The sequence below is a fragment of the Streptomyces niphimycinicus genome, assembly GCF_018883605.1.
Taxonomy (GTDB): domain Bacteria; phylum Actinomycetota; class Actinomycetes; order Streptomycetales; family Streptomycetaceae; genus Streptomyces; species Streptomyces niphimycinicus.
Window position 1 is genome coordinate 14,426 of record NZ_JAHLEM010000091.1, and the last position, 22,544, is coordinate 36,969.

Below are 22,544 nucleotides of genomic sequence, written 5' to 3' on the forward strand. Positions count from 1 at the left end.
CGATGGGGCCCTCCATGACCTGCCGTGGTCGTGGAGGGCCCCGCGATACGGCGCCTCAGTGCGCGGCGGAGACGGTGAGGTAGTCGATATTCGGCCCGTCGTCCTTGGCGGAGGTGAGGCGGATCGTGTTCCGGCCGGCCGTCAGCGGCACCTCCGCCTTGGCGTCGGACCACGTCGACCATGAGCCCGTGGGCGGGTAGGAGTCCGTCCCGATCTCCTGGCCGTTGACGGAGAGGGTCAGCGGCCGGTCGCCCGAGAGGAGGGCGTAGCGGATGGTCAGGGCGTAGTCGCCCGGATCGGTCGCGTCCACGGTCCACTCGGTGGAGTTGCCCGGACCGGATGAGTAGTTGACGTAGCCTTCGCCGCTCTGGCCGCGTGCGAGTGTCTCCACCGTCGCGCCCTTGAGGTCGGCGTCCTCCGCCTCGCAGCGCACGCCCGGCCGACAGTTGAAGGTGATCTTCCGGTCGGCCAGCGCCGTGACCTGATGTCCGCCGTGGCCTGCGGTCGCCTCCCCGCTGAGATGGTACGAGCCGGGTGGCATATCGGACGGGGCCTGAAGCGTGTAGTCGGCCTCCAGAGTGGCGCCGGGCGCGAGGGCCTTCGCCGTGGTCGGCGAGGCCGGCTTCAGCGTGAAACCGGAGGGCGCGGTCAGCTTCAGGTCGACGTCGGTCAGTGTGACGTCCGCATGGTTGGTGAATCTGGCCGTGACCGGGACGGCCTTGCCCGCATCGGCGTCGACGTTCTGGATGGACAGGCCGACCGCTCCGGTCTCCGGGCAGCCGGAGCCGGACGTGGAGGCCGGGCCGAGATCGTCGACCACCAGGTCGTCCACGGTGACGGCGCCCTTGCCACCCATCGAGGTCAGCGCCAGATACGGGTCACCGCACTCGGCGCCGCCGGTGCCGAACACCGTGGCGTATTCCTTGCTGGGCGCGCTGTCCTGCGGCGGCCCGCTGTCGTTCCAGCCCGGGGGACGGGGGTCGTCGGCCGCCGGAAAGCTGTCGAGGTGGCGGCCGGTCGTGGCCGGCAGGGCGTCGTCGACGAGGGTCCGGTCCGTGGTGCCCGTACCGCCCGAGCGGACCTGCAACCGGTACTGGCCCGCCGTGTCGGACTGGTACTTCAGAGCCACCCGATAGGTACGGCCGGGCTTGAACTCAAGAGTCTGCGGGATGGTTCGCCAGACGTCCCCGCTGGAGACACGGAAGGACTTGAAGGAGAAGTCGCCGTTGATGGTGTCGCGGGTGTACCCCTTGTGGCGTTCGGCGCGGTGACTGTGCGGGTTGTCGACGCCGGAGCCCTCGCTGTTGACGAACGGTCCCCAGGCGCGGTCGGCCGCCTCGAAGTCCTCGGAGAGGTAGTGCCGCCCGGCATTCGCGGGGGCCTTCGTCGGGTTGACCCGCACGTCGGCGAAGTCGGCGGCGCCCTCGCCGCCTGCCGCGCCGGAGAGGCTGATAGTGGCCGTGCTGTGGCCCTTCGGGACGGTGAAGAGGACGTGCATCTTCTGGAATGTCGTTCCGTTCCAGACGTTCACCGGATCCTTCTGCTCGGCGGGCGAGGTGTCGGTGGACCTGGTCACCGCGGCACCGCCATATCCGCCGACCCCGAGGGTGGCCGTGCGCCCGCCGGTGACCCGTACATACGCGGAGGCCGAGTACGTACCCGGTTTCAGGCCGCGCAGCCGCTGCGTCAGCCGGCCGGCCCCGGCGCCGCCGAAACGGACGTACTGCCATCCCTTCTCGCTGGTGTCGATGCGGGCGTCGCCGTCGCGCGACCAGGCGTCGAAGGTGTGGCTGTTGAAGGAGCCGTCCTTGACGATCGCGCCTTCGCCCCACACGGTCTTCTGCTCGGCCGCCCGGCCGCGGTAGAGGACGTAGGCGGTACGGGCCTTCGCGCTGATGGTGACCTTGCCGTCCGTCACCTTCAGCGTCTTCTTGTCCTGCCGGCCGGTGTCGGTGAGCCGGTACAGCGTCACCGAGTCCAGGCCGCGCCACTTCTTCGGCAGCTTCCAGGTAGTGGTTCCGCCTTCGTCGTTCCAGTGGTAGATCTTGGTCTGCCGCTTCGGGTCCCAGGGGAGGAAGAGGGTGTTGCCGTCGGCGAGCTTGGTGTCGCCCTGGAACATCTGCCAGGTCCCGGAGGCTTCGGTGGAGTACACCCCGTCGGTGAAGTCGACACGGTGGTCGGTCCACTTGGTGATCGGGAAGTGCTGCATGAACTTGGTCGGCAGGTTGTTGGTGAAGACCTTCCGCTGCCATGCCTGCACATCGGTCTGGCCCATCCAGCCGCCGTAGGAGAGATTCGACATGCCTTTGAGGAGCGTCGCGTCCTTGCGGTACCAGATGTCGCGGTCGGTGTTCTGGATGAACCGGATGATCTGGGAGCGGACGCCGTTTTCCTCGTACTGGCCGGAGCGGTGGTACCAGAGCGTGTCCCGGTCGAGGAAGTCCTCGAACTCGGTGTGCACCATCCAGTTGTGCCGGTGCTGAAGCCGGGCCAGCTCGTAGGCGTCGTAGCCGCGCGCGAAGTACACATCGTTGTAGATGAACGCCAGTTCCGGAACATCCTTCGCGAGCTCGTCCAGCCGCTTGCCGAAGGCACCCGACTGCACGTCCTTGTCGCGATTGATGTGGTATGAGACATCCCGGTAGATCCAGCCAGTGTCGTCCGGGCCGTTGGTCATGTCCCAGCGAAAGCTCTTCGCGTCCGGGTATGCCTCGGTGGAATTGATGTGCACCCCGATCGCGGCGCCGTACTTCTTGGCGCGTTCGACCAGGAAGTTCAGGTCCTTCTTTCCTCCCGTGCCCTCGTTGATGTGTCCCCCGTAGTCGGGGTGGGCGTTGTCGTGGCCCTCGGCCTGGTAGCCCTTGAGCTGCACGAGCTGGCCGAGCCCGTCGGTCAGCAGGCTGCCCTTCTTGATGTCGTCGAGAACGCGGGTGAAGGGATGGCTGGCGAAGCTGTTGGTGTTGTATTCGATGTTGGAGACCACGAAGTTCTTGGTCCGGTCCGCTCCCAGCGGCCGGTACATGATCTCCCGGTAGGCCATGGCGCCGTCCTGCCAGTCCACCGCGCCGTCGTCATTACGGTCACCGGTGAGGACGACCTTGGCGTACGGCAGCTCGGTGGGGGCCGGGTCGTGTCCGGCGACGGGCTCGGGCCGCCAGGTCCAGGTGCCGCTGGACAGGGAGGTGCTCTTCACTCCATCGGTACTGGTCGTGCGGACCAGCAGCCGTGACTGGTCCTCCAGCGAGTTGGTCTCGACGGAGGCGGCGAGCCGGTCGGTGTTGAGGATGCCGTAGGTGGTGCCGTGCGGGATGCCGTCGGCCGGGGCATCGGTGATCTTCGTGTGCTTGTCGATGTCGGGCTCGGTGTTGTAGTCCGTGGTGAACGACAGGCGGGCGCCCGCGAGTTCGGCGCCCGCCTGATCGGAGTGTGCGGAGACCAACCCCTGGTCGGGAAGGGCCAGCGTGCGGAGCTTGTGGCCGTCGCTCTCGTCGATGTCGGTGACCTTGAAGGTCAGCACGTGGCCGCTGACGGCGAGCCGGGCCCGGATGGTCAGGTCCAGTTCGTCGACCCGCAGTGTGTAGTCGACAGCGTTGCCGTCCGGCGTGCCGTGGGACGCCGGCGTGTACGTCTGTCCGTTGACGACGATCTTGCCGGCCGCACCGGTGTGGCCGTGCAGGAATGAGCCGTCGGCCGTCCAGGTGTAGCGCTCGACCACGGGGAAGTCGGGGTCGACCTGAACGGTCATCTCGGGGGAGGAGAGAGTGACCGGGCCGTCGTCGGCGTGTGCGGTGCCTGCCGCCTGCAACGGTGCGGCGAGCGCGACGCACAGCGCTGCTGCCGCCAGTCTTCGGGTTCGTGGCATGGGAAGCCTCCTGCCTTCCGGGGGGCGCCCATGCTGACGAGCACCGAAAGAAGGAATCAACAAGAACCGCGGGGAGACCAGCTCGTCTCGCCTCCGCAGGAGGCCCGTACGACCAACTCGGGCCGGAGCTGTACCTGGTGCACCGGGCCGGTGCCGTCATGGGCCATCCGCTGGAGCAGGATCTCCGCCGCGAGTCGCCCCAGCCGGAACTTCGGAGGGGACACGGCGGTCAGCGGCACCTCGGCGATATCGGCGAACTCGTTGTCATAACTGACCAGGGCGAGATCTCCCGGTACGCGCAACCCCGCTCGGCGGGCCGCTCCGAGGACGAGGGACGCCTCCCGGTCGCCGAAGCACAGGGCGGCAGTCACCCCGTCCGCATGGAGAGCGGTGATGGCCGCGTCCGCGCGCCAGGGGTCCCAGTCGGCCCTCAACTCGCTCACGCACACGGCCGTGGGCAGACCGAGATCTGCGGCTGCTCGGTCGTATCCCGCGGTGATCGGCCGGGCGTGTGGGCCGTCGCCGCGCAGCACCAGCGCGATCCGTCGGTGGCCGAGGTCGTGCAGGTGCTGTACGGCGAGGTACGCGCCGCTCTCGTGGTCCGTGCACACGTGCTCGGTGGCGTCGCGTGGACCCGCGGCGGTGAGCCGGCGTTCCATCAGCACCACCGGCACGGGAAGGTCGAGCAGCTCGGCCGCCCGACCCAGCGGGTCGGCGAGCTCGTGGAGCATGGGCACGAGCAGCAGGCCGCCGGCACCGGCGGCGAGCAGATGGTCGATCGCGTCGCGTTCGATTGCCCGGTCGTAGTGCGAGGAAGCGCGCACCAGCCGCGCGCCCGCCCTCGCCACCGCCTCCTCGACGCCTTGCAGGACGCGCGGGTAGTACAGCGACGTCGTGGGCACCAGCACGCCGACCACCGCTCTGGAGGAAGCGGCGTCGGCGGGACGGACGGTCGCGAAGGTTCCAGCGCCCTGTCGCCGCTCGACCAACCGCTGTTGGACCAGTACCTCGTACGCGCGCCGCACCGTGGTCACGGAGAGACCGGTCTCCGCCGCCAGAGCCTGCTCAGTGGGCATCTTGCTGCCCTGCGGCCAGGTGCCGTCGAGGACTCTCCGGCGCAGTTCGGCGGCCAAGCTCCGGAACTTCAGTTCGCGAGCCGTCTGCGGGCGGGTGTCCACCATCCGTGCTCTCCCCATGGCCGCTGGTCTACGGGTCAGCGGTTCGAAGACATCATCGACGACGCCGGCAGGGCGTCATCGCTGTGCTTCCGCGAGCAGGTCCCAGGCGAGCAGGGCCACCCCCTGGCAACTGGCGGTGTCCCGCAACGCGGCCGGGACCACTTCGGGTGGTGCCTGGAAGGTCAGCCGCTCGGCGATCGCGGCCCGCAGCGGGACAAAGAGGATGTCGCCCACCGCGGCCAGTTCGCCTCCGACGACGACCGTCCGAGGATCCAGCAGGCCGATCCCCGCCACGACGGCATCGGCGATCGCGGCGACCGCTTGTCTCCAGATCCGCGTGGCTCGGGGAGCTCCGTAGGCCGCGGCGCGCGCGGCGTGGACCGCGGTGGCGGTCGGGTCGCCGCTCGCGCGCGCCCATGCCTCGGCGATGGCGGGGACGGAGGCGACCGTCTCCAGGCAACCGACCGCCCCACAGGCACAACGCCGCCCGCCCGGGCGGACTCGGAGGTGGCCGAACTCGCCGCCGAAACCGTGCGCCCCGGATTCGATCCGGCCGCCGGTGACCACCGCACCGGCGATGCCGTCACCGAGGGAGAGGAACAGGAACCGATCCTTGTCCTGGGCCGCACCCAGCCGCGCCTCCGCCAGTCCGGCGGAACGAACGTCGTGGCCGAGAGCAACCGGCAGGTTCCGCAGGGGTCGGCTCAGCAAGGAGCGCATCGGAACATCGCGCCAGCCCAGGTTGGCAGAGAACAGGGCCAGGCCGCGGCCCTCGTCGACGGCCCCGGGAACCGCGACGCCGACGCCGCGTGCCGCCTCCCCGTACTTCCGCAGTCCACGGTCGCGCAGTTCGGCGATGAAGTCCAGGACGCACTCGGCCACCGCCTGGGCTCCCCGCTCGTGTCCGGAGGCGCGCCGCAGGTGATCGAGCACGGTGCCGTCCCGTGCGATCAGGGCGGCTCGCGTGCTGGTGCTTCCGATATCGAGGGCGATGACGTGCTTCATGGTCAAGGACGTGCCGTGGGGCATGAGGGGACTCCTGGGGCGACGCATCTGAAGGTGGCGCGAGACTCCATGCAAGCCACCCTGAAAGGAGGAATGCTCAAAGTTGATTGTTGCACCGCTATAACATGCAGTAAAGAGCACGTCCTGGGCATCGGCGGCCATGCGGGTGCGAACACCGCTACCGGCGCTGCCAGTGCAGGCTCACGGCAGGGTGAGGAGGCCGCGGTCGGGCCGGCCGCCGAAGAAGCGGATCGTCAAGATGCGTTCTGGCGCTACGGGCTCGTCGCAGGGTGCCCGGGGCCGCTGTTTCGGTGTGTCCGGTCCGGGTTCGAGCGGTGGGTGTCCGGTGCCGCCTCGGCGGGAAGTGGTTCGCGGCGGTCGGCGCGCAGACCGTCGAGGGAGATGTGCAGCAGCCTGTGCCACATATGGGGGCGGCACTCGTCGGTGACCTGCACGGCGTGTCCCAGGGAGACCAGCAGGAGCAGCAGGTCGTCGGTGGTCACGCCGGGGCGCAGCACGCCGGTGGCGCGGGCGCACAGTTCCTCGATGACGAGGCGAAGCTGATGAATGCCCTCCAGGTCGGGGACCGACCAGGTCAGTGCGAAGTTCTCCATGATCGCGCTGTGGCGTGCGTAGCCGGTCAGGGCTTGCTGGTAGAAGTCGGTCAAGGCCACCCAGGGGTCTTGGGCGTCGATCTTTGGAACCCACGGCGGCAGTCCGCATGATCCGGCGTGGTTCCGCAATCTCATGGCGAACCCGCGGGTCACCATCGAGGTGGGCACGGAAACCGTGTCGGCCGTAGCCCGGCTCGCGCAAGGAGAGGAGCGCGAGCGGATCTGGGCGAAAGAGGTGGCGCTCGTCCCGAAGTTCGGCGTCCTGAAGTCACCCCTCACCGACCCCGCACCTCTTACGCGGGAGTTCCACGAAAGCGGTGAGGCCGTTTACCGGGAGATCGGCCAGCACCCCGGATATATCGCTCAGGCCGAACCGGCGGACAACAGCCAGGGCACACTGTTCGACTGGGACTGGGGTGAATGGGGAGAGTTCACTGTTCCGGCCTGGTACGAGAAAGGCCGCACCGTGGAAACCACCGCCCTGATAGCGACCCTCTCACTCTGGACCGACCTGCAATCCGCCTTCGACTCCGTCTACACCGGTCTGCACCGCGCGGCGCTCAACAGGCGCTACGACTGGTTCGAGAGGACGGGACACCCGGGTTACGTGTTCTGGTGGGTTACCGACGACACGATACCCACCTGGCAGGACGGGGTTACCAGGCTGGAACACCTCCACGATCACGGCTACGCACCGTACGCCTTCACCTTCCGCCACTCGTTCGATCCAGCCGGTACCCAGCGCGGCGAGTTCGCCGTGGATCCGTCGATATCCCCATGAGGCGTTCTCTTCGAAGGCACTTGGGGCGAATGCCGAGGAGAACCGAGGATCCGTGATCAGGATCCGGACCTGCGTGGATTCGCCTGGTCGAGGCCGTCCGCACACTCCGTCGACGCCTCGCGCCGCCGACGGACGGACCGTCGGCGAAGCCGTGTGGCCCGCCGGATGTCCTCCTCGACGAGAAGCACCTCGTCGACGACCTCGCGCATCCAGGCCACCGCCGCGGGCCGCTGATGAGTGCGCCGTTGCCGGCCGGGACCACGATCGCGTCGAGACCGAGCGGGGCCAGTTCCACGGCGATGGTGCCGGCTCCCGACAGCAGGACTTCGGCGCCCAGTTCCCGCATCCGCGCCACCTTGTCGGGGTTGGCGTCATGGGCGGCGAACACCGTCACCGGGATACCGCGGGCCCGTCCGACGTACGCCATGGCCTGGCCGAAGTTGCCGGCCGAGGCGCAGACCACATGCCGCGCGACCGCCGCTTGCCGCGGAAAGAGGTCCACTCCGCGGCCCTTGAAGGACCGGAGCGGGTTCAGCGTCTCCACTCTACGCGCAACGGCTCGGCCGCGCCGGGGTGCCGGCCGAGCTCATCCAGTACCCCGCCGTACCCCATGCCCTCGACACCTTCGATCCCGCGGCAGCCGTCAGCCGCCGCGCGGTCGGCAATCGCGTACGGGCGCTGGGGGCCCTGTGAGCGCCGGCCGGCGGCGAGCGGGCTGGTGAAGGCGGCCGTGTAGGTGGGCGCGTGCAGTTCCTCACCGATGGCCCTGGTGCATTTCTCGTCGCGGCCCACGAAGTGCAGTGCGGCACCTCGGGCGCTGAGCAGGCGGGCCGCCTCGGCGCCCAGACCCGAGTTCGCCCCCGTCAGCACGATGGTCTTGCCCGTGAGGTTCATGGGAGCGTCATCCTTTCGGCGCGCCGCTGACCGAGAGGCGGTCGGCGGCGGGGCTGGGGGATTCGACCGCGTCCAGAAGGCACTGGGCCAGGTCGGCGCGGCTGATCGCCAGGGGCGAGGGGGTTTTTGATGTCGGGGCGGGCGGATCAGGCGGGTGAGTCGGGCTGGTCGCTGACGATCGCGTCCTGCCCGTCGACGGCGCGGCGTGCGGCGGCCGGATCATCGCCCACGGCACCCTCCGCGATGCGCGGCCCCGGCGTCTCGGCCTGCCCCGCACCCCGTCGTACGAGCGCGGTCACCTGGTGTCCGCGCTCCAGGGCGTGGGTGACCACTTGCCTGCCCAGGCCGCCGTTGGCGCCGACCACGAGGAGCTTCATCTCTGTCATCTCACTTCATCGGAACCCGTCCCGCGTTTCAGCTTGCCTAAAACTCGGGGCGCAATACCGCGCCGGGTCGGCTCGAACTGGAGACTGCCCGGAACTCCAGTTAAAGTCAAACTGAAACTTGCCGAGAAGGAACGAGGAGTCGTGACCGCCCAGCCCCCGACCACCAGCACCGCCTTCCTGCTCGCCGCCCTGGGGCGGCGAGCACGCGAGGACGTCGAACGGGCACTCAAGCCGACCGGCTACACGCTGCGCCATCTCGCGGCCCTCGGTCACCTGTTGAGGGAGCCGGGCATGTCCTACAGCGAACTGGGCCGCAGGGCAGGGATCACCGCACAGAGCGCCCAGGCCACCGTCCGGCAACTGGAAGAGCGCGGTGCCGTCGAGCGCCGCACCGACCCCGGACGAGGCCGCACCGCGGAGCTCCACGTCACGGCGACCGGCCAGGAACTCCTGCGGGCGGGGCGCGATGCCTACGCCGAAGTGGACGCCGTCCTGGAACGCGCGCTCGGGAAGCAACGGTGCCAGGACCTCACCGGGCTTCTCCTGTCGGCGTTGTCCGCGGGCTCTTCAGGGAAGGGCTGAGCCGCGCCGATCACCCCGTCAGGTCCCTTCGGGCTTGCGGGCCAGCAGGCAGGCGCGCGGTCTGTTCGCCATTCCGCCGGGCTCCTGCTCCAGCCTCGCGGTGACGACGAGTCCGGCCCGCTCCAGCAGGCCGACCATGCACTCCAGTGGCAGGAGGTACGACTCGTAGGACACCGGGCGGCCGTAGCCCTGGGTCGGCTGTAGCCGTTCATCGCCGACATAGTCTCCCCAGAGCAGGTAGCCGCCGGGCGCGAGCGTGCGGTGAAACTCGGCGAACACCGCCGGCAGCCACTGCGGGGGCGTGTGGTGGGTGGAGTACCAGGCCAGGATGCCGCCGAGCTCGTCGTCCCGCATCTCCAGGGCCGTCATCGAGCCCTCGGTGAACCGCAGGTCCGGATAGGCGTGCCGGGCCAGCCCGATCATCTTCGGTGACAGATCGACACCGAAGGCGGACACTCCCAGCCCGGCCAGGTGCGCCGTCACACGGCCGGGGCCGCATCCCAGGTCCGCGACCGGCCCCGGACCAGCCGTCCGCACGAGCTCGGCAAACCCCGCCAGCATCGCACGTGACAGCGGGTCCATCGCGGCCGGCGGCGGGACGCGTTCGAGGTAATCAGCGGCGACCGTGTCGTACGACTCCCGCACAGCGGTCAGAAACGAGGGTTCGGCCATGCGGACGACCCTAGACCCATATGGCCTGGGTCACGCTCCCGCGAACCGTGCCGCTCGAAGAGGGAAGTCGTAGCTCACCGCCCCGCCCGCTCCAGCGCCCCGCGCAGCTCCGCCGCGCTCCCGCAGCCGATCTCGGGGCGCTCCCGCAGCGCCGTGTCGATGACCTCCGCGAGGCGTCGTGGGATGGCCGGGTCGCGGCGGCGGATCGGGATCGCCGGCTCCTGGAGGACGACCTGCCAGGGGTCCTTGGCGCGCGGGAACTCGCGCGGGGTCCTTCCGGTCAGCGTGTGGTAGAGGCAGGCGGCCAGTGCCCAGACGTCCATGGCGGGGGTGGCCCTGCGGAAGTCGATGACCTGTTGGCGCGGCATGAACATCGGTTTGCCCGCGGCGGTGCCGGTGCGTGTCAGCCCGCTCAGGCCCGCCTGGTCAAATGCCTTTCCGATGCCGAAGTCCGCGATCTTCGCCGTCGTCGAGCCGTCGGTCTCCCTGTGCAGCAGGATGTTGGAGGGGCTCAGGTCGCGGTGGACGACGCCCTGTCCGTGCGCGTGTTCCAGGCCCTTGAGCGCCTGCACCGCGATGGGCACCGCCTCCTCGACCGGGAGTCGCCCGCCGCGTTCGGCGACGAGCCGGTCCAGGCTGCCGCCGGTGCAGAACTCGGTGGTCAGATAGAAGGTGCCGGATCCGAAGCCCGCGTCGTGCAGCGCGACGACGTGCGGATGCTTCATGGCCCGGGTGAGCGCCACCTCGCGCAGGAACCGGGCGCGCGCCGTCTCGCTCGCCGCCACCTTCGGCAGCATCACCTTCAGCGCCACCTCGACGCCGGTGGCCTCGTGCCGGGCCAGATACACCGCGCCCATGCCGCCACGGCCGAGCTCCCGGATCACCGAGTAGCCGCGGATGGCCCTGAGGTCGGCGCGGCCGCCGTGCGCCAGCTCGAGCAGCAGCTTGAGCACGGCGTCCGGCCGGGCCTGACAGGCGGCGCACAACAACTCGCCGGGGCGGCCGCCCGCCTCGTCGCCCAGCTCGCGCTCGCACTTGGCGCAGCGCGCGAGCCTCAGCGTGGCGACCTGCGGCCGCGTGATGTCGACGCGGAACACCGTGTCACCGAGGCGGATCCGGTCGCCGTCCTTGAGGTCGTGCTCGGGGTAGGAGTCCGCGACGGCCTCCTCGGGGGTGAGGCCGCGGCGCCGCTGGCCGATCTTCTCGCCGTTGACGTATGTGCCGTTGAGGCTGCCGAAGTCGCGGATGCGGATGTCCGGCGGGTTGATGTCGAGCAGGCAGTGGTGGCGGGAGACGGCCTTGTGGTCGGGGTCGTCGGGCAGTTGCGGCGAACAGTCGCTGGAGCGGCCGAGGACGCAGGTGGTGCGCTCCTCGAAGACGTACGCGCCGGGCTTGGCCCGGCCCTCGACGAGGGTGAGCGTGATGGTGGCCGAGGACGTCACAGAGGATCGTCTCCTTGTGGGTGAGGGGGAGGGCTCCGGAGGGCTTCGGCGGCCGGGAGGGTGAACGTGAGCGTGCGGTGTGCGGCGTCGGACCGTACGCGTCCCGCTCCGCTCAGTCGGCCGCCAGCTCCCAGTCGAGGTCCCAGAGCCGGATGCCGTCGTCTCCCGCCGTGACCAAGTTGCGCAGGTCGGGGGTGAGTTCGAGGTGCCGGATGCGTTGCTGGTGCCCTTCGAGCACATGCAGGCATCGGCCGGTGGCGACCTCCCACATCCGTACGGTTCTGTCGTGGCCGGCCGAGAAGGCGAACCGGGCGTCGGGTGTGAACCGCACGGCGGAGACCCAGCCCTCATGCCCCGCGAACTCGCGTACGGACCGCCTGGCACCGGCGTCCCACAGCCGGATCGGTTCGTCCTTGGCGCCCGAGGACATGACCTGGTGTGTGGACATGGCCAGGCGGCCGTCGGCGCTCAGGCACGCCGACAGGATCGGTTCCCGGGGGCCGGTCCAGGTCCGCGGACAGGCTCCGGTGGCAAGGTCTCGCAGCCGGACCACGCCGCCTGAGTCGCCGACCGCCGCGAGCCGCCCGTCCGCGGACATGGAGATCACGTTGACCGGGCCGTTCCGGGTGATCGTCGTGACGCAGCGGTCGTCGTCCAGGTCCCATCGGCGCAGGACACCGTCGCCGCTGCCGAACCAGGCGTACCTCCCGTCGCCGGTGAACCTGATGGTCCTCCTCATGTCCCAGTCCGGAGTCAGCCGACGGCACTCGTCGTCCGCCAGTCGCCGCCGAATGATCGCGAGTGGCTTGATGCCCTCGCACAGGACGTACTGGCCGTCGTCGCTCAACGCCACGCCGCCCACCCTGCCCGGGTGATCGTCGAGGACGCGTGTGCAGTCGCCGCTGTCCAGATCCCAGATCCGTACGGTGCCGTCGCTCTGCCCGCTGACGGCGAGCCGGACACCCGCGGCGAGGCCGATCGCCGTGATGGCGCCGTAGGAGAGGTGGCCGGCGTCCAGTGGCCGCGACCAGGCGGAGCGCAGCCGTACGTGGCGCGCCGAGCGGCCCAGTTCGTGCCAGGCGGCCAGGACCTGGGGCGCGCGCTCGTATCCCGGTATCTCCCGTGCGCGGGTCAACAGGCCGAAGGCCGACCGGTGTCGGCCGTTCGACATCGCCTGGTGTGCTTCGGCGAGCAGTTCCTCGGCCAGTCCGCCGAGCCGGCTGACCTCCGCGTACTCGCGCGGCTTGATCACGTGCGGCTCGGCGGCGTATTCGGTATCGGGCAACCGCCAGCGGTGCATGGGCAGTTCGGGATGCCCGCCGACGGAGCAGCCGAACCGGTTGTCGCTGTCGGGGAATCCGACATGGTGCATCCCGTGCGCGTGGGCGGTGTAGGTCCGCAGACACCGGCCGCTGCTCAGCTCCCAGATCTGAACGGTGTGGTCGCCGGAGGCTCCGGACAGCAGCAGCCGCCCACTGTCGGCGAAGGCCAGGTGACCGGCCGCGGCGGTCAGCCCCGTCAGCGTACGCAACGGACCAACCTGCCGGCCGTCCCCCACATCCCACAACCGGATCACCCGGTCCTCACCGGCCACCGCGACCATCCGCCCGTCGGGGCTGAAGCACAGCGCATGCGTCGCCGAGCCGGCGGCCAGCACCCGGCACCGGCCATCGGCCACGCTCCACAGCCGCGCCCCGTCCTCCTCGGCGGTGAGCACATGGCGCCCGTCGGCGCTCACCTCGTACTGCGAGCCGTCCAGGGCGCCGCCCTCGAGTGCTGCCCCGAGCGACCACCGGGGGGTCCCGGTCCGCGGTTCCCAGACCTGGACGCGCCCGTCCACGCCCTTCCACACACCGATGCGCCCGTTCGCACTCAACCTGACCGGGCACCCCGTGGCGTGCGCGGCGGAGCGGATGACGCGGGTACACCTGCCCGCCCCGAGATCCCAGAACTGCACCGTGCCGTCGCGGCTCGTGGACAGTGCGTACGAGCCGTCAGGGGTGAGGTCGACGCCGAGCACCTGCGTACGGTGGCCCTCGACCGCCAACCGCTGTGCGCCGGTCGCCGTATCCCACAGCCGGAGCACGCCGTCCCAGTGGCCGCTCAGCGCGAGGCGCCCGTCGGGAGCGAACCGGATCGGCAGGTAGCCCATCACCTCGTGCCGGGCGAGCAGTTCCACCGGCGCGAACGGCAGCGCGAACGGCTCACGGAACACACGGGTGCCGGTGTCGCGGGCATCGGCCACGGTTCCGGAGGCCGCCACCCGCAGCGCCGCTCGTACGTCGGTGTCGTCGGGCCGTTCGCGCGCGAGGGCGTCGAGCAGGTCGTGTGCCGCCGCGAGGTCGCCGCGTTCGAGGTGGACCCGGGCCAGAAACAGCCGCACCTGCCAGGAGGACGCGCCGGACCCGGGCGGGATCGCCTCCAACCGGGCCACGAGTTCCCCATCGGTGATCGCCCCCGTACGCCACCGGAACAGACCACCGTTGTACACGGCCCCGACGTGGTGCGGGTCGACCGCGAGCGCCTGGTCGAAGGCATGCTCGGCGTCGGCGGGCCGGTTCAGGTCGAGGAACGACAGGCCACGGTTGTTGAGCTCGTCGGCGCGCAGATCGGCGGCCTGCGAGGTGGGACGCGGATACGCCGAGCCGGTCACCTGCTCATAGATCCCGGTCAGTACGTCCGCGATATCCGCCATCGAGGCCGGCCGGTGGGCCGGGTGCTGCCGCAGGCAGCGCCGGAGCAGGTGGGCGACTTCCGGCGGCGCCGCGACCGGATTCGAGGGGTCGGCCAGATATTCCTCCAGCGCGAGACCCGCGACCGAACCAGCCGCCCAATGCACACCGCCGGTGAACATCTCCAGGACCGAGACCCCGAAGCTGTAGACATCGCTGCGCCGTCCGACGGGCTCGCCCGCGAGCTGCTCCGGGGACGCGTAACCGACCGTCATGCCGCCGAATGGCACCAACACGCTCTCACCCGGAGCCACGTGGAGTTCGGTCGGGGCCGTGGCGGCCTTGGACCGGGCGAGACCGAAGTCGGTGATCTTCGCGGCTCCCGTGCCGTCGAGCAGAATGTTGGCCGGCTTCACGTCCTGGTGCACCAGGTCTGCGCGATGGGCGTGTTCGAGCCCACGGGCCGCTTGGACCGCCGTGTCGAGAACACGGGCGAGGGCCTGCCGCGCATCCCCGGCGTGGAGGCGCCCGTCGCCGATCCACTCGGCCAGGCTGCCGCCGTCGACGTACTCGGCGAACACGCGGGGGACACCGTCGATCACCCGCACGTAATGGCAGGCGCAGACATTCGGATGGAGCCCGAGGGACACCCACGCCTCGGCCTCCCTGACGAACAGCTCCTGATCGCCGGGGCTCCGGAACAGCTCGGGCCGCGAACTCTTCACCGCCATGTCGATGCCCCAGGCGAGATGCCGTACCCGGTGCACGACGCCCATCCCGCCCCGGCCGAGCTCGCCGACCACCCGATACCGGCCGTCGACGGTCTCGCCGGTGGCCCAAACGGCCGGCGACGTAGGTGCGTTCACTGCGATTCCTCATCGTGATCGCGGCAGAAGCCGCCGTCCTGGAAGGCCCGGACGCGGAAGGCCCCGTTGTCGGATTTCGACGAGGGTCAGTATGTGACGGCTTCGATCCCGGTGTCGATGTTTCCGGCTCACCGCGGGGGTGCGGCAGCGCGCCGTTCACAGGCCCCGTAAACACGCGCTAGTCGCGCGTGATGTCCGAGTTCTGGATCAGGGCGCGGAATCCGGTCAGCAATGCGTTGAGGCCGACTTCGAATTCGTCGTCGCTGCTGACCTCCGCGAGGGTGTCGGCGTGCTGGACGAGCAGGGGGAAGGCCGCGGCGTCCCGGGAGCGGAACAGCAGGCGTCGGTGACGGCTCTCTTCGGGATCCGACATGTCCAGGCCGAGGTTGAGGTGCACCGAGCCGAGGACGAAGGTGGCCAGCGACGATGCGGCGGCGGACGCGAGCCGGGGGTTGAGGCCGGCGCCGATGAACAGGTCGAGGGAGTATTGCATTCCGGCCAGTGAGTTGGGGCCGAGCCGCTCGGTCCCGCGGAGGAGCGAGGCCACGCCGGGGTGCCGGAGCAGGTGCTCGCGGAACAGGCGTGCGGACCACGCCGCCTTCTCGGCCCAGTCCGCGCCGTCGGGCGGAACCGCGCTCGCCACCGCGATGGCCCGGTCGATCAGCAGGGTCACCAGTTCCTCACGGTTGCGCACATGGCGGTAGAGGGACGCCTGCGTGCAGCCGAGCGCATCGGCGATGTTGCGCATCGTCAGCGCGGCCGCGCCACGCGTGTCGAGCAGGGTCATGGCCGCGTCGAGGACGGCATCGAGCGTCAGTGATCTGCGCCGCCGCTGCCGCGCGGGTTCGCTCTCCCGGGCAAGCCACCAGGCCGCCGTGCCCGGCCTCGGTTCCGCCCGCTGGTTCTTCCGCGGGTCCTCCGGCGGCGGTTCGCCTGCCGTGGCTTTCGTCATCGGTTCATGCACCGGACAAGGATAGGCGTTAGGCGAACCCCGATCACTTAACATAAGCTAACGGCGTTCGCATAACAGCGGAAGGTCGACGAAGGGGTCACCATGCGCGCAGTACGCAACACCGATCAGGGCATCCTCGTGGCCGAGGCCGACGAACCGGCGGCGCCCGGGGTGCGCCTCACCGTCGCCTCGGCGGGCATCTGCGGGACCGACGTGAACTTCGCGGCCGGTGGCGTTCAGGGCTACACCTATGGCCACGAGTTCGCCGGCACCGCCGCCGACGGCCGGTGCTACGCCGTCGAGCCCACGGTCTACTGCGCGGAGTGCGACCAATGCCACGCCGGCCATGTCCAGCGGTGTGCCGCCCCGGAGCACGGAACGCTCGGGATATTCCGCGACGGCGGCATGTGCGACGCGGTGACGGTCTCCGAGAACATGCTCGTCCCGCTTCCGGACGGCCTGGACGTACGCGACGCCTGCCTCGTGGAGCCGGCGTCAGTGGCCTGGCACGGTGTCCGCAGCGCGGCGCTCACGCCGGGGGAGCGGGTGGCGGTCGTCGGCGGCGGCAGCATCGGGCTGCTGGCCGCGGCCGCGGCCCGGCAGCGCGGATTGGACGTCGATATCGAGGTGCGCCACAAGCACCAGAGGATCGCGGCGGAACGCCTCGAAGTGGGCTCGGCCGAAGGCGTCTACGACGTCGTGATCGACGCCGCGGGCAGCGAGAGCGGTCTCGCCCGGTGCGCCGAGCTGGCCCGCCCCGGCGGTCGCGTCGTGCTGCTGGGCGTCTACCAGCACACCATTCCCATCCCGGGCATCGTCAGCCTGGTCAAGGAACTCACCTACGTCCACTCCATCGCCTACAGCCGGCACGACGGCATCCGCGACACCGAACAGGCGGCGGCGCTGCTCGCCGGCAACCCCACGATCGCGCAGGCCGTGATCACCCACCGCTTCCCCCTCGACGAAGCCGCGGAGGCGTTCCGGGTGGCCGGTGACCGGGCCTCCGGAGCCATCAAGGTCGTCCTTCACCCCTGACGGCGGTCCGCCACCCCTGACGGCGGTCCGCCGCAGCATCTAGCCGAGTGGATTCCAGTCGAACCAGCCTCGGGAAGTGTCGTAGAGGTTCGTGGGTTCGTCACAAGTCTGGGATGTCGAGATCCGGTGGGCGACGGCATCCGCGCGCGCCGCATGGTCGTCCGCCAGAACCACCAAGACCAGAACCGAAGACAGCATGAGCACGGGAAGAACTCGTCCGCGGCGTGCGCGTGAGATGACCAGTGCTGCCACGGACAGCACGAGGCCGGCGAGCAGGAGCCACGCGTCCTGAGCGTAGCCGGCACGGGCGCGTGCGGGTTGTTGGTTAGGATGACAGGTAGGGGCGGATCCCGATGCTCTGGCCGGGGGGATGGCCAGGCTGGTGAGTTCGGGGCCGCGGGCCGCTGGCTCCCGTGGAGTCGTGCAGGTCAGGGGCGGATGTCCGAGGGGCGGCGCTTGAGGGTGGGTCGGACACGACGGGGGCTCGCGTTGGATCACCTGGCCGGAGCGGACCTGGAATTCGGCTTGGACCGGTTCGCGGGCCCGGGCGGTGGTGGCCGCGATGATGACGTTTGCGGTCTGCCCGGGGGAGCCGGGGTATTGACGGGACACATGGGCGTTGCCACCGCGGGTCGACCGGGCGCGGTGGGCGGGTGACCGGCCGGTCGGCGGCTGCGGTGCTGCCCCCGTCGCTGCGCGCGTGGCTCGGGCCGATTGCGGCCCTCGCCGCGCTGGTGGTCGTCGTGCTGGGGGTCCGGTATGCCGGGGACAGCGGGCCCGGCATGGTGGACGCGCGGATCTGGTCGGCGGTGGACAGTACGGGGTCGCCGTGGCGGCATGTCGCTCTGGCCATGGACTTCTTGGGGGAGCCGGTGGGGGCGGCGGCGCTGGTCGTGGCCGCCGTGACGGGCTGCCTGCTGCTTCGGCGTCCTCGCGCCGCGGTGCTCGTCGTCGTCGGTGTCGGCCTGACCGTGGGGACGGCGACGCTGCTCAAGCACGTGGCGGGACGCACCATCCACGGCGCCGACAACCTGTCCTATCCGAGCGGGCACACCGCCTTCCTCACCGCGCTCGCCCTCGCGGCGGCGCTGCTCGCGACCGGCCGGCTCGGCCTCGGCAGGACGGTCGGCACGTCACTCGTGCTCGCCGCGGGGCTGGTCGCGGGAGTTGCCATGGGCTGGGCGCAGGTCGCCCTGGGCGCGCACTACCCGACCGACGTCCTCGGCGGCTGGTGCACCGCGCTGGCGGTGGTACCGGCCACCGCGTGGCTGATCGACCGGATAGCCGACCGGATGGCCGACCGGCTGGTCGATGGGATGGCCGACGCCGGTCGGCGGGAGCGTCGCTGACGTCACATCACGCCATGCGGCGGAATACGGGCTTCACCGGTCGTCCGGCCAGCCAGGGGGTGGGGTCGGCGGCGTCCAGTGCCTTCCGGTACACCGCACACGCCTGGGCCACCACGTCGATGGTGTGATCGATGTCGGCGTCGCCGAGCGCGCTGCTCACCACGAATGACGGGGCCAGCACCCCGCCCGCGAGGAGCCGGCGCAGGAACAGGGTGCGGTACCGCTGCGACGGCTGCCGGTTCTCGTCGAGGGTGGCGAAGACCAGGTTGCTGGCTCGCCCCCGGACGACGAGGTGGTCGCCGACGCCCATGGCGGCCGCGGCCTCCCGGACGCCCGCCGCCAACCGCTCGCCGAGGGCGTGCAGTTGGGCGGTGATGGCTTCCTCGGCATAGGTGGTCTGCACGGCCATCGCGGCTGCCAGGGAGTGCGTCTCCGCACCGTGCGTGGTGGACAGCAGGAACACCCGCTCGCCGGAGTGGCGCAGTCCGCCGCGCTCCATCAGGTCGCGGCGCCCGGCCAGTGCGGAGACGGCGAATCCGTTGCCCAGCGCCTTGCCGAACGTGGAGAGGTCGGGGACGACGCCGTACAGGCCCTGGGCGCCCGCCTCGGACCAGCGGAAGCCGGTGATCATCTCGTCGAAGATCAGTACGCAGCCGTGCCGGTCGGCCAGTGCGCGCAGTCCGGCGAGGTACCCCGGCGGAGGCTCGGTGTGGGTGGCGGGTTCGAGGATCAGGCAGGCGACCTCGTCGGCGTACCGGTTCAGCAGCTCCTCCGTGGCGGTCAAGTCCCCGTACGGGAACGCCACGGTGAGGTCGGTGGTCGCCGCCGGAACACCGGCGGACATCGGTGTGGTGCCGATGAACCAGTCGTCGACGGAGAAGAACGGATGGCCGGCGCAGATGGCCACCCGCGGGCGCCCGGTGGCGGCGCGGGCGAGGCGCACCGCGGCGGTGGTGGCGTCGGAGCCGTTCTTCGCGAACTTCACCATCTCGGCGGTCGGCACCGTGGCCAGGAAGCGTTCCGCGGCCTCGACCTCCACGATGGACGGCCGGACGAAGTTGCTGCCGCGGTCGAGTTCCCGCCGCACCGCCTCGGTCACGCGCGGGTGGGCGTGGCCGAGGCTGACCGACCGCAGGCCGGAGCCGTACTCGAGATAGCGGTTGCCGTCGATGTCCCACACATGGGCACCGCGGCCGTGGCTGATGACCGGGGCCAGGTTCTCGGGGTACTGGTCGTCGCCCTTGGCGTAGGTGTGCGCGCCCCCGGGGATCAGGGCGTGCAGCCGCTCGTTCGCCGTCCGGGACAGGGGCAGGTGCGGCTCTTCGGTGGCCGCGTTGTCTTCGGTGTCCACGGGGACCTCAACTTTCGCTGTGCTTGCGGACCTCGGCGAGGCTCGGCGCCTCCCGGTCCCGCTGGGACATCGATGTGACCGGCAGCGGCCAGGGAATGGCGAGCTCCGGGTCGTCGAAGGCGATCGTCACGTCCTCGGCCGGATCGTGCGGGCGGTCGATCCGGTAGGAGGTGTCGGCGGTTTCGGTCAGCGCCTGGAAACCGTGCGCGCACCCCGCCGGGATGTACAGGGTCGCCTGCGTCTCGCCGGACAGCTCGAAGAAGGCCCGGCCCAGGTAGGTCGGCGAGTCCGTCCGCAGGTCCACGACGACGTCGAAGATCCTCCCGTACGAGCACCGCACCAGCTTGGCCTCGCCGGCGCCCGAGCGCAGGTGCAGGCCGCGCAGTACGCCCCGGACCGAGCGGGACAGGCTGTCCTGGACGAAGGCGTCCGGGTCGAGGCCCACCGAGCGGACCACGTCGGCGTCGAAGGTGCGGCAGAAGAAGCCACGTTCGTCGGCGTACGGCGTCGGCTCGAACAGGTACGCACCCGTGATCGCCGGGACTTCGATCGCTTTCATGGGGCCTCCTGGCGGGCGTGGGTGTGGGCACCGGCGTGGGCATGGGCGTGGCCGGGCGCCGGGAACAGGGTCATGGTCAAGGCGGTGAATTGCCGGGCGAGTTGCTGTGCGGCGGTCCGGTTCCGCTCGGTAAGGGTCCGCCGTAGCTGCGCCGCGTGCTTCTCCAGGTCCCGGAACTGCTCGAGCAGCCGGTCGGCGTCGACCTCGCGCGCCGGGTGGCAGTACGCGCCGAGGCCCATCCGCTCCATGAGCGCGTCGCTCTTCGCCGCGTAGCTGAGGGCGAGCACCGGTGTGCCGGTCTTCAGCGCGCAGATCAGGTTGTGGTACCGGACCGCCACTACGGCGTCGGCCGCCGCCATCTCGCTCATCAGGTCGGCCAGTGACGCCGGTTCGGCAGCGGTGACCAGCGGTGAGCCGACCGCGTCGAGGATCGCGGCGACCACCGACGCATCGCACTCGTCGCCGGTGAGCAGCCGGACCGGCCTGCCCTCCTCGACCAGCGCACGGACGAACCGGATCGTCCCGTCGAGGTAGCGCCGGTATATCTCATCGGCCCGGGCACGGTCGTCGTTGCCGCCATGGAAGTCCATGACACCGACGCAGACCGGGCCCGGCGAGCCCGCGGGGCCACTCGCCCGCGGCGTCGGCGTCGGCAGGGCGAACGCCAGGTCCGGGTGGACCTCGTCGCGCGCGGTGTCCACGCCCATCGCCCGCATCGCGTCGCGGGACTGGGTGTCCCGGTAGGAGCGGTACGCGGCCAGCCGCGCCGACCAGCGCACCAGGGCCCGGGTTGGCCGGTTGCCGATCTCGGCGGCGCCGACGCCGACCAGCGCGACCGGGGTGCGCAGCAGCCGCCCACTGGCGCAGAGCAGGAACAGCGAGTACGGGAAGCCCCACGGCCGCAGCGGCAGCGTGGCCTCCAGGACGCCCATGCCCGGCACGATCACCACATCGTGCCGGCGCACCCAGGCGGCGGTGCGGAAGACGTCGACGAGTTTGCCCAGGCCCTTCCCCGCGATGGCGCCCGCACGGGACGCGGTCCGGTACTCCCCGCGGTACCAGTGCAGCCGGGTCGCGGGGATCTTGAACCGGGCCGTCACGGCCTCGGGTCCGCCGCACAGCGCGTCCACGACCGCCCTCGGGTGCTCGGCGCGGAGGTACCCGAGGACGGCCTCCAGCGAACCGTCGTTGCCGAGGTTGCCGGAGCCGAGCAGGCCGAACACCCCCACGCGCAACGGAGTCTCGTCCGCGGATGTCATGCCTGCCTCCCCTCGCGGCCGGCGACGAGGGCGTCGACGGAGACCGTGAGCAGGGCCGGGTCGACCGGGGCGCGGTCCTCGACCCGCTCGCCGGCGCCCGGCCGGACCCGGCTGGTCATCCATGCGGCCAGGTGGCGGTAGCACGCGCGGCGGTCGGCCGGGGACAACGGCGCCCGCCGGATCGCCGCGGCGAAACCCCAGAGGTACTCGGCGAGCAGCCGGGGCGTCGGGTGCAGCGGGCCCGCCCGGCGCGGGTCCAGGTTGACGCACCGGGAGCGCTTGGACGGGTTCGCCCGCTCGGCGCGGGTGGGGTGGTCGCGGCGGAAGTACAGCAGCTCCGGCACCTGGTGGAAGGGCCCGTGCAGGGTGATCTCGGCGACGAATGTGCGGTCCGCGTGGTGGTAGCTGTCCATCGGCTTCACCCGGCGCAGCACGTCGGCCCGCAGCACCCCGTAGAAGTCGTCGCCACCCGGCTCGAACAGCAGACTGCGGAAGCGCTCCGGCGGCTGCGGCGAGCCGGTGGCGAGCGTGTACTCGTAGGGGACCTTGACCTGGCCGTCGCCGTCGATGACCGCCTGGTCGGCGTGGGCGAGGATGACCTCCGGCCGTTCGTCCAGCGCCTCCACACAGCGCCGTAGCAGGTCGCGGCCGTACAGGTCGTCGTGCGAGGCCCATTTGAACAGCTCGCCGCGGCACTGGGCGAACACATGGTTGTGGTTCGGGGTGGCGCCGATGTTCCGGGGCAGCCGGAGGTAGCGGATGCGTGAGTCCCGCGCGGCGTACGCGCGGCAGATGTCCTGGGTCCCGTCGCTCGAGGCGTTGTCGGAGATGACCAGCTCGAAGTCCTCGTAGGTCTGGCCGAGCAGGGCGTCGAGCGACTCGGCGAGGTACTCCTCGCCGTTGTACACGGGCAGGCCGATGCTCAGCCTGGGTCGGTCGGTCATGCGGTCCTCACTTCGGGGATGGGGGAGTGGTGGCGCTCGCGCAGGGCGGACCGCAGTTGCAGCCACCACACGGCCGAGCCGCTGACGGTCGCGGCGGCGACGCCCCAGGCCGAGCCGGCCGTGCCGGCCACGGCCGCCCCG

At 70.7% G+C, this 22,544-nt stretch carries 19 protein-coding genes; 4 read left to right on the plus strand and 15 right to left on the minus strand.

The genetic code is table 11. The features are described from left to right. Positions 1–55: 55 nt before the first annotated feature. The 4 genes from KN815_RS10735 to KN815_RS10750 all read right to left on the minus strand — a co-directional run bounded on the left by KN815_RS10735 (position 56) and on the right by KN815_RS10750 (position 6,719). Positions 56–3,862 (minus strand): endo-alpha-N-acetylgalactosaminidase family protein, encoded by a 3,807-nt coding sequence (locus tag KN815_RS10735; protein WP_216341543.1) that lies wholly within the window; start codon positions 3,860–3,862, stop codon positions 56–58. A 56-nt stretch (positions 3,863–3,918) separates the two neighbouring features. After that, positions 3,919–5,043 carry a LacI family DNA-binding transcriptional regulator gene (locus tag KN815_RS10740; RefSeq protein WP_253208888.1) on the minus strand — a complete coding sequence of 375 codons (1,125 nt, stop codon included), beginning with the start codon at positions 5,041–5,043 and terminating at the stop codon, positions 3,919–3,921. Between the two features lie 72 nt (positions 5,044–5,115). Beyond that, positions 5,116–6,045, minus strand: a complete 930-nt coding sequence (locus tag KN815_RS10745) for an ROK family protein (RefSeq protein WP_216341563.1) — start codon at positions 6,043–6,045, stop codon at positions 5,116–5,118. A gap of 272 nt (positions 6,046–6,317) precedes the next feature. Next, positions 6,318–6,719: an SbtR family transcriptional regulator gene (locus tag KN815_RS10750; protein ID WP_216341545.1), complete on the minus strand. Its 402-nt coding sequence runs from the start codon at positions 6,717–6,719 to the stop codon at positions 6,318–6,320. Between the two features lie 73 nt (positions 6,720–6,792). Between KN815_RS10750 and KN815_RS10755 the strand changes: the two genes are divergently transcribed. Further along, entirely contained in the window at positions 6,793–7,440 is a 648-nt protein-coding gene (locus KN815_RS10755; protein WP_253208889.1) for a nitroreductase/quinone reductase family protein, read from the plus strand. Here the strand turns inward: KN815_RS10755 and KN815_RS10760 are convergent. The 3 genes from KN815_RS10760 to KN815_RS10770 all read right to left on the minus strand — a co-directional run bounded on the left by KN815_RS10760 (position 7,364) and on the right by KN815_RS10770 (position 8,720). Continuing rightward, positions 7,364–7,984 carry a pyridoxal-phosphate dependent enzyme gene (locus KN815_RS10760; RefSeq protein WP_216341546.1) on the minus strand — a complete coding sequence of 207 codons (621 nt, stop codon included), beginning with the start codon at positions 7,982–7,984 and terminating at the stop codon, positions 7,364–7,366. The two genes, KN815_RS10755 and KN815_RS10760, sit on opposite strands and share 77 nt — an antisense overlap. Next, on the minus strand, positions 7,972–8,334 hold the full coding sequence (locus KN815_RS10765) for a hypothetical protein (RefSeq protein ID WP_216341547.1): 363 nt from the start codon (positions 8,332–8,334) through the stop codon (positions 7,972–7,974). The genes KN815_RS10760 and KN815_RS10765 overlap by 13 nt, the downstream gene beginning before the upstream one ends. Positions 8,335–8,480: 146 nt before the next feature. After that, positions 8,481–8,720, minus strand: a complete 240-nt coding sequence (locus KN815_RS10770; protein WP_216341548.1) for an NAD(P)H-binding protein — start codon at positions 8,718–8,720, stop codon at positions 8,481–8,483. 141 nt (positions 8,721–8,861) lie between these two features. On the opposite strand from KN815_RS10770, the gene KN815_RS10775 reads away from it, so the two are divergent. Further along, on the plus strand, positions 8,862–9,302 hold the full coding sequence (locus tag KN815_RS10775; RefSeq protein ID WP_216341549.1) for a MarR family winged helix-turn-helix transcriptional regulator: 441 nt from the start codon (positions 8,862–8,864) through the stop codon (positions 9,300–9,302). A gap of 18 nt (positions 9,303–9,320) precedes the next feature. On the opposite strand, the gene KN815_RS10780 is transcribed toward KN815_RS10775, so the two are convergent. From KN815_RS10780 to KN815_RS10795, 4 genes are all read right to left on the minus strand, one after another. Beyond that, entirely contained in the window at positions 9,321–9,974 is a 654-nt protein-coding gene (locus tag KN815_RS10780) for a class I SAM-dependent methyltransferase (protein WP_216341550.1), read from the minus strand. Positions 9,975–10,048: 74 nt separating this feature from the next. After that, the gene (locus tag KN815_RS10785) at positions 10,049–11,416 is read right to left on the minus strand and encodes a protein kinase domain-containing protein (RefSeq protein ID WP_216341551.1); all 1,368 of its coding nucleotides are present in this window, start codon (positions 11,414–11,416) and stop codon (positions 10,049–10,051) included. 112 nt (positions 11,417–11,528) lie between these two features. Further along, positions 11,529–14,954 (minus strand): protein kinase domain-containing protein, encoded by a 3,426-nt coding sequence (locus KN815_RS10790; RefSeq protein WP_216341552.1) that lies wholly within the window; start codon positions 14,952–14,954, stop codon positions 11,529–11,531. Between the two features lie 178 nt (positions 14,955–15,132). Beyond that, positions 15,133–15,906, minus strand: coding sequence for a TetR/AcrR family transcriptional regulator (locus KN815_RS10795; RefSeq protein WP_216341553.1), 774 nt, complete (start codon positions 15,904–15,906; stop codon positions 15,133–15,135). 102 nt (positions 15,907–16,008) lie between these two features. Here KN815_RS10795 and KN815_RS10800 point away from each other — a divergent pair, with 102 nt between their 5' ends. Together KN815_RS10800 and KN815_RS10805 are read left to right on the plus strand one after the other, a co-directional pair. Then, a complete protein-coding gene (locus tag KN815_RS10800) occupies positions 16,009–16,941 on the plus strand; it encodes a zinc-dependent alcohol dehydrogenase (protein ID WP_216341554.1) in 933 nt (310 codons plus the stop codon). A gap of 653 nt (positions 16,942–17,594) precedes the next feature. After that, entirely contained in the window at positions 17,595–18,290 is a 696-nt protein-coding gene (locus KN815_RS10805; RefSeq protein WP_216341555.1) for a phosphatase PAP2 family protein, read from the plus strand. 7 nt (positions 18,291–18,297) lie between these two features. Here KN815_RS10805 and KN815_RS10810 read toward each other — a convergent pair whose 3' ends face one another. From KN815_RS10810 to KN815_RS10825, 4 genes are read right to left on the minus strand one after another with little or no spacing between them, the layout of a single operon-like run. Next, a complete protein-coding gene (locus KN815_RS10810) occupies positions 18,298–19,641 on the minus strand; it encodes a glutamate-1-semialdehyde 2,1-aminomutase (RefSeq protein WP_216341556.1) in 1,344 nt (447 codons plus the stop codon). Between the two features lie 7 nt (positions 19,642–19,648). Next, entirely contained in the window at positions 19,649–20,200 is a 552-nt protein-coding gene (locus KN815_RS10815) for a dTDP-4-dehydrorhamnose 3,5-epimerase family protein (protein ID WP_216341557.1), read from the minus strand. Continuing rightward, positions 20,197–21,459, minus strand: a complete 1,263-nt coding sequence (locus KN815_RS10820) for a polysaccharide pyruvyl transferase family protein (protein WP_216341558.1) — start codon at positions 21,457–21,459, stop codon at positions 20,197–20,199. Before KN815_RS10820 ends, KN815_RS10815 begins: the two co-directional genes overlap by 4 nt. Beyond that, a complete protein-coding gene (locus KN815_RS10825) occupies positions 21,456–22,403 on the minus strand; it encodes a glycosyltransferase family 2 protein (RefSeq protein WP_216341559.1) in 948 nt (315 codons plus the stop codon). Before KN815_RS10825 ends, KN815_RS10820 begins: the two co-directional genes overlap by 4 nt. Positions 22,404–22,544 lie beyond the last annotated feature (141 nt).

Coding starts and splice junctions, on each gene's coding strand:
- KN815_RS10735 (WP_216341543.1), bottom strand. CDS start 3,862: ATGCCACGAACCCGAAGACTGGCGGCAGCAGCGCTGTGCGTCGCGCTC.
- KN815_RS10740 (WP_253208888.1), bottom strand. CDS start 5,043: ATGGTGGACACCCGCCCGCAGACGGCTCGCGAACTGAAGTTCCGGAGC.
- KN815_RS10745 (WP_216341563.1), bottom strand. CDS start 6,045: ATGAAGCACGTCATCGCCCTCGATATCGGAAGCACCAGCACGCGAGCC.
- KN815_RS10755 (WP_253208889.1), top strand. CDS start 6,793: ATGGCGAACCCGCGGGTCACCATCGAGGTGGGCACGGAAACCGTGTCG.
- KN815_RS10765 (WP_216341547.1), bottom strand. CDS start 8,334: ATGAACCTCACGGGCAAGACCATCGTGCTGACGGGGGCGAACTCGGGT.
- KN815_RS10770 (WP_216341548.1), bottom strand. CDS start 8,720: ATGACAGAGATGAAGCTCCTCGTGGTCGGCGCCAACGGCGGCCTGGGC.
- KN815_RS10780 (WP_216341550.1), bottom strand. CDS start 9,974: ATGGCCGAACCCTCGTTTCTGACCGCTGTGCGGGAGTCGTACGACACG.
- KN815_RS10795 (WP_216341553.1), bottom strand. CDS start 15,906: ATGACGAAAGCCACGGCAGGCGAACCGCCGCCGGAGGACCCGCGGAAG.
- KN815_RS10800 (WP_216341554.1), top strand. CDS start 16,009: ATGCGCGCAGTACGCAACACCGATCAGGGCATCCTCGTGGCCGAGGCC.
- KN815_RS10815 (WP_216341557.1), bottom strand. CDS start 20,200: ATGAAAGCGATCGAAGTCCCGGCGATCACGGGTGCGTACCTGTTCGAG.
- KN815_RS10820 (WP_216341558.1), bottom strand. CDS start 21,459: ATGACATCCGCGGACGAGACTCCGTTGCGCGTGGGGGTGTTCGGCCTG.
- KN815_RS10825 (WP_216341559.1), bottom strand. CDS start 22,403: ATGACCGACCGACCCAGGCTGAGCATCGGCCTGCCCGTGTACAACGGC.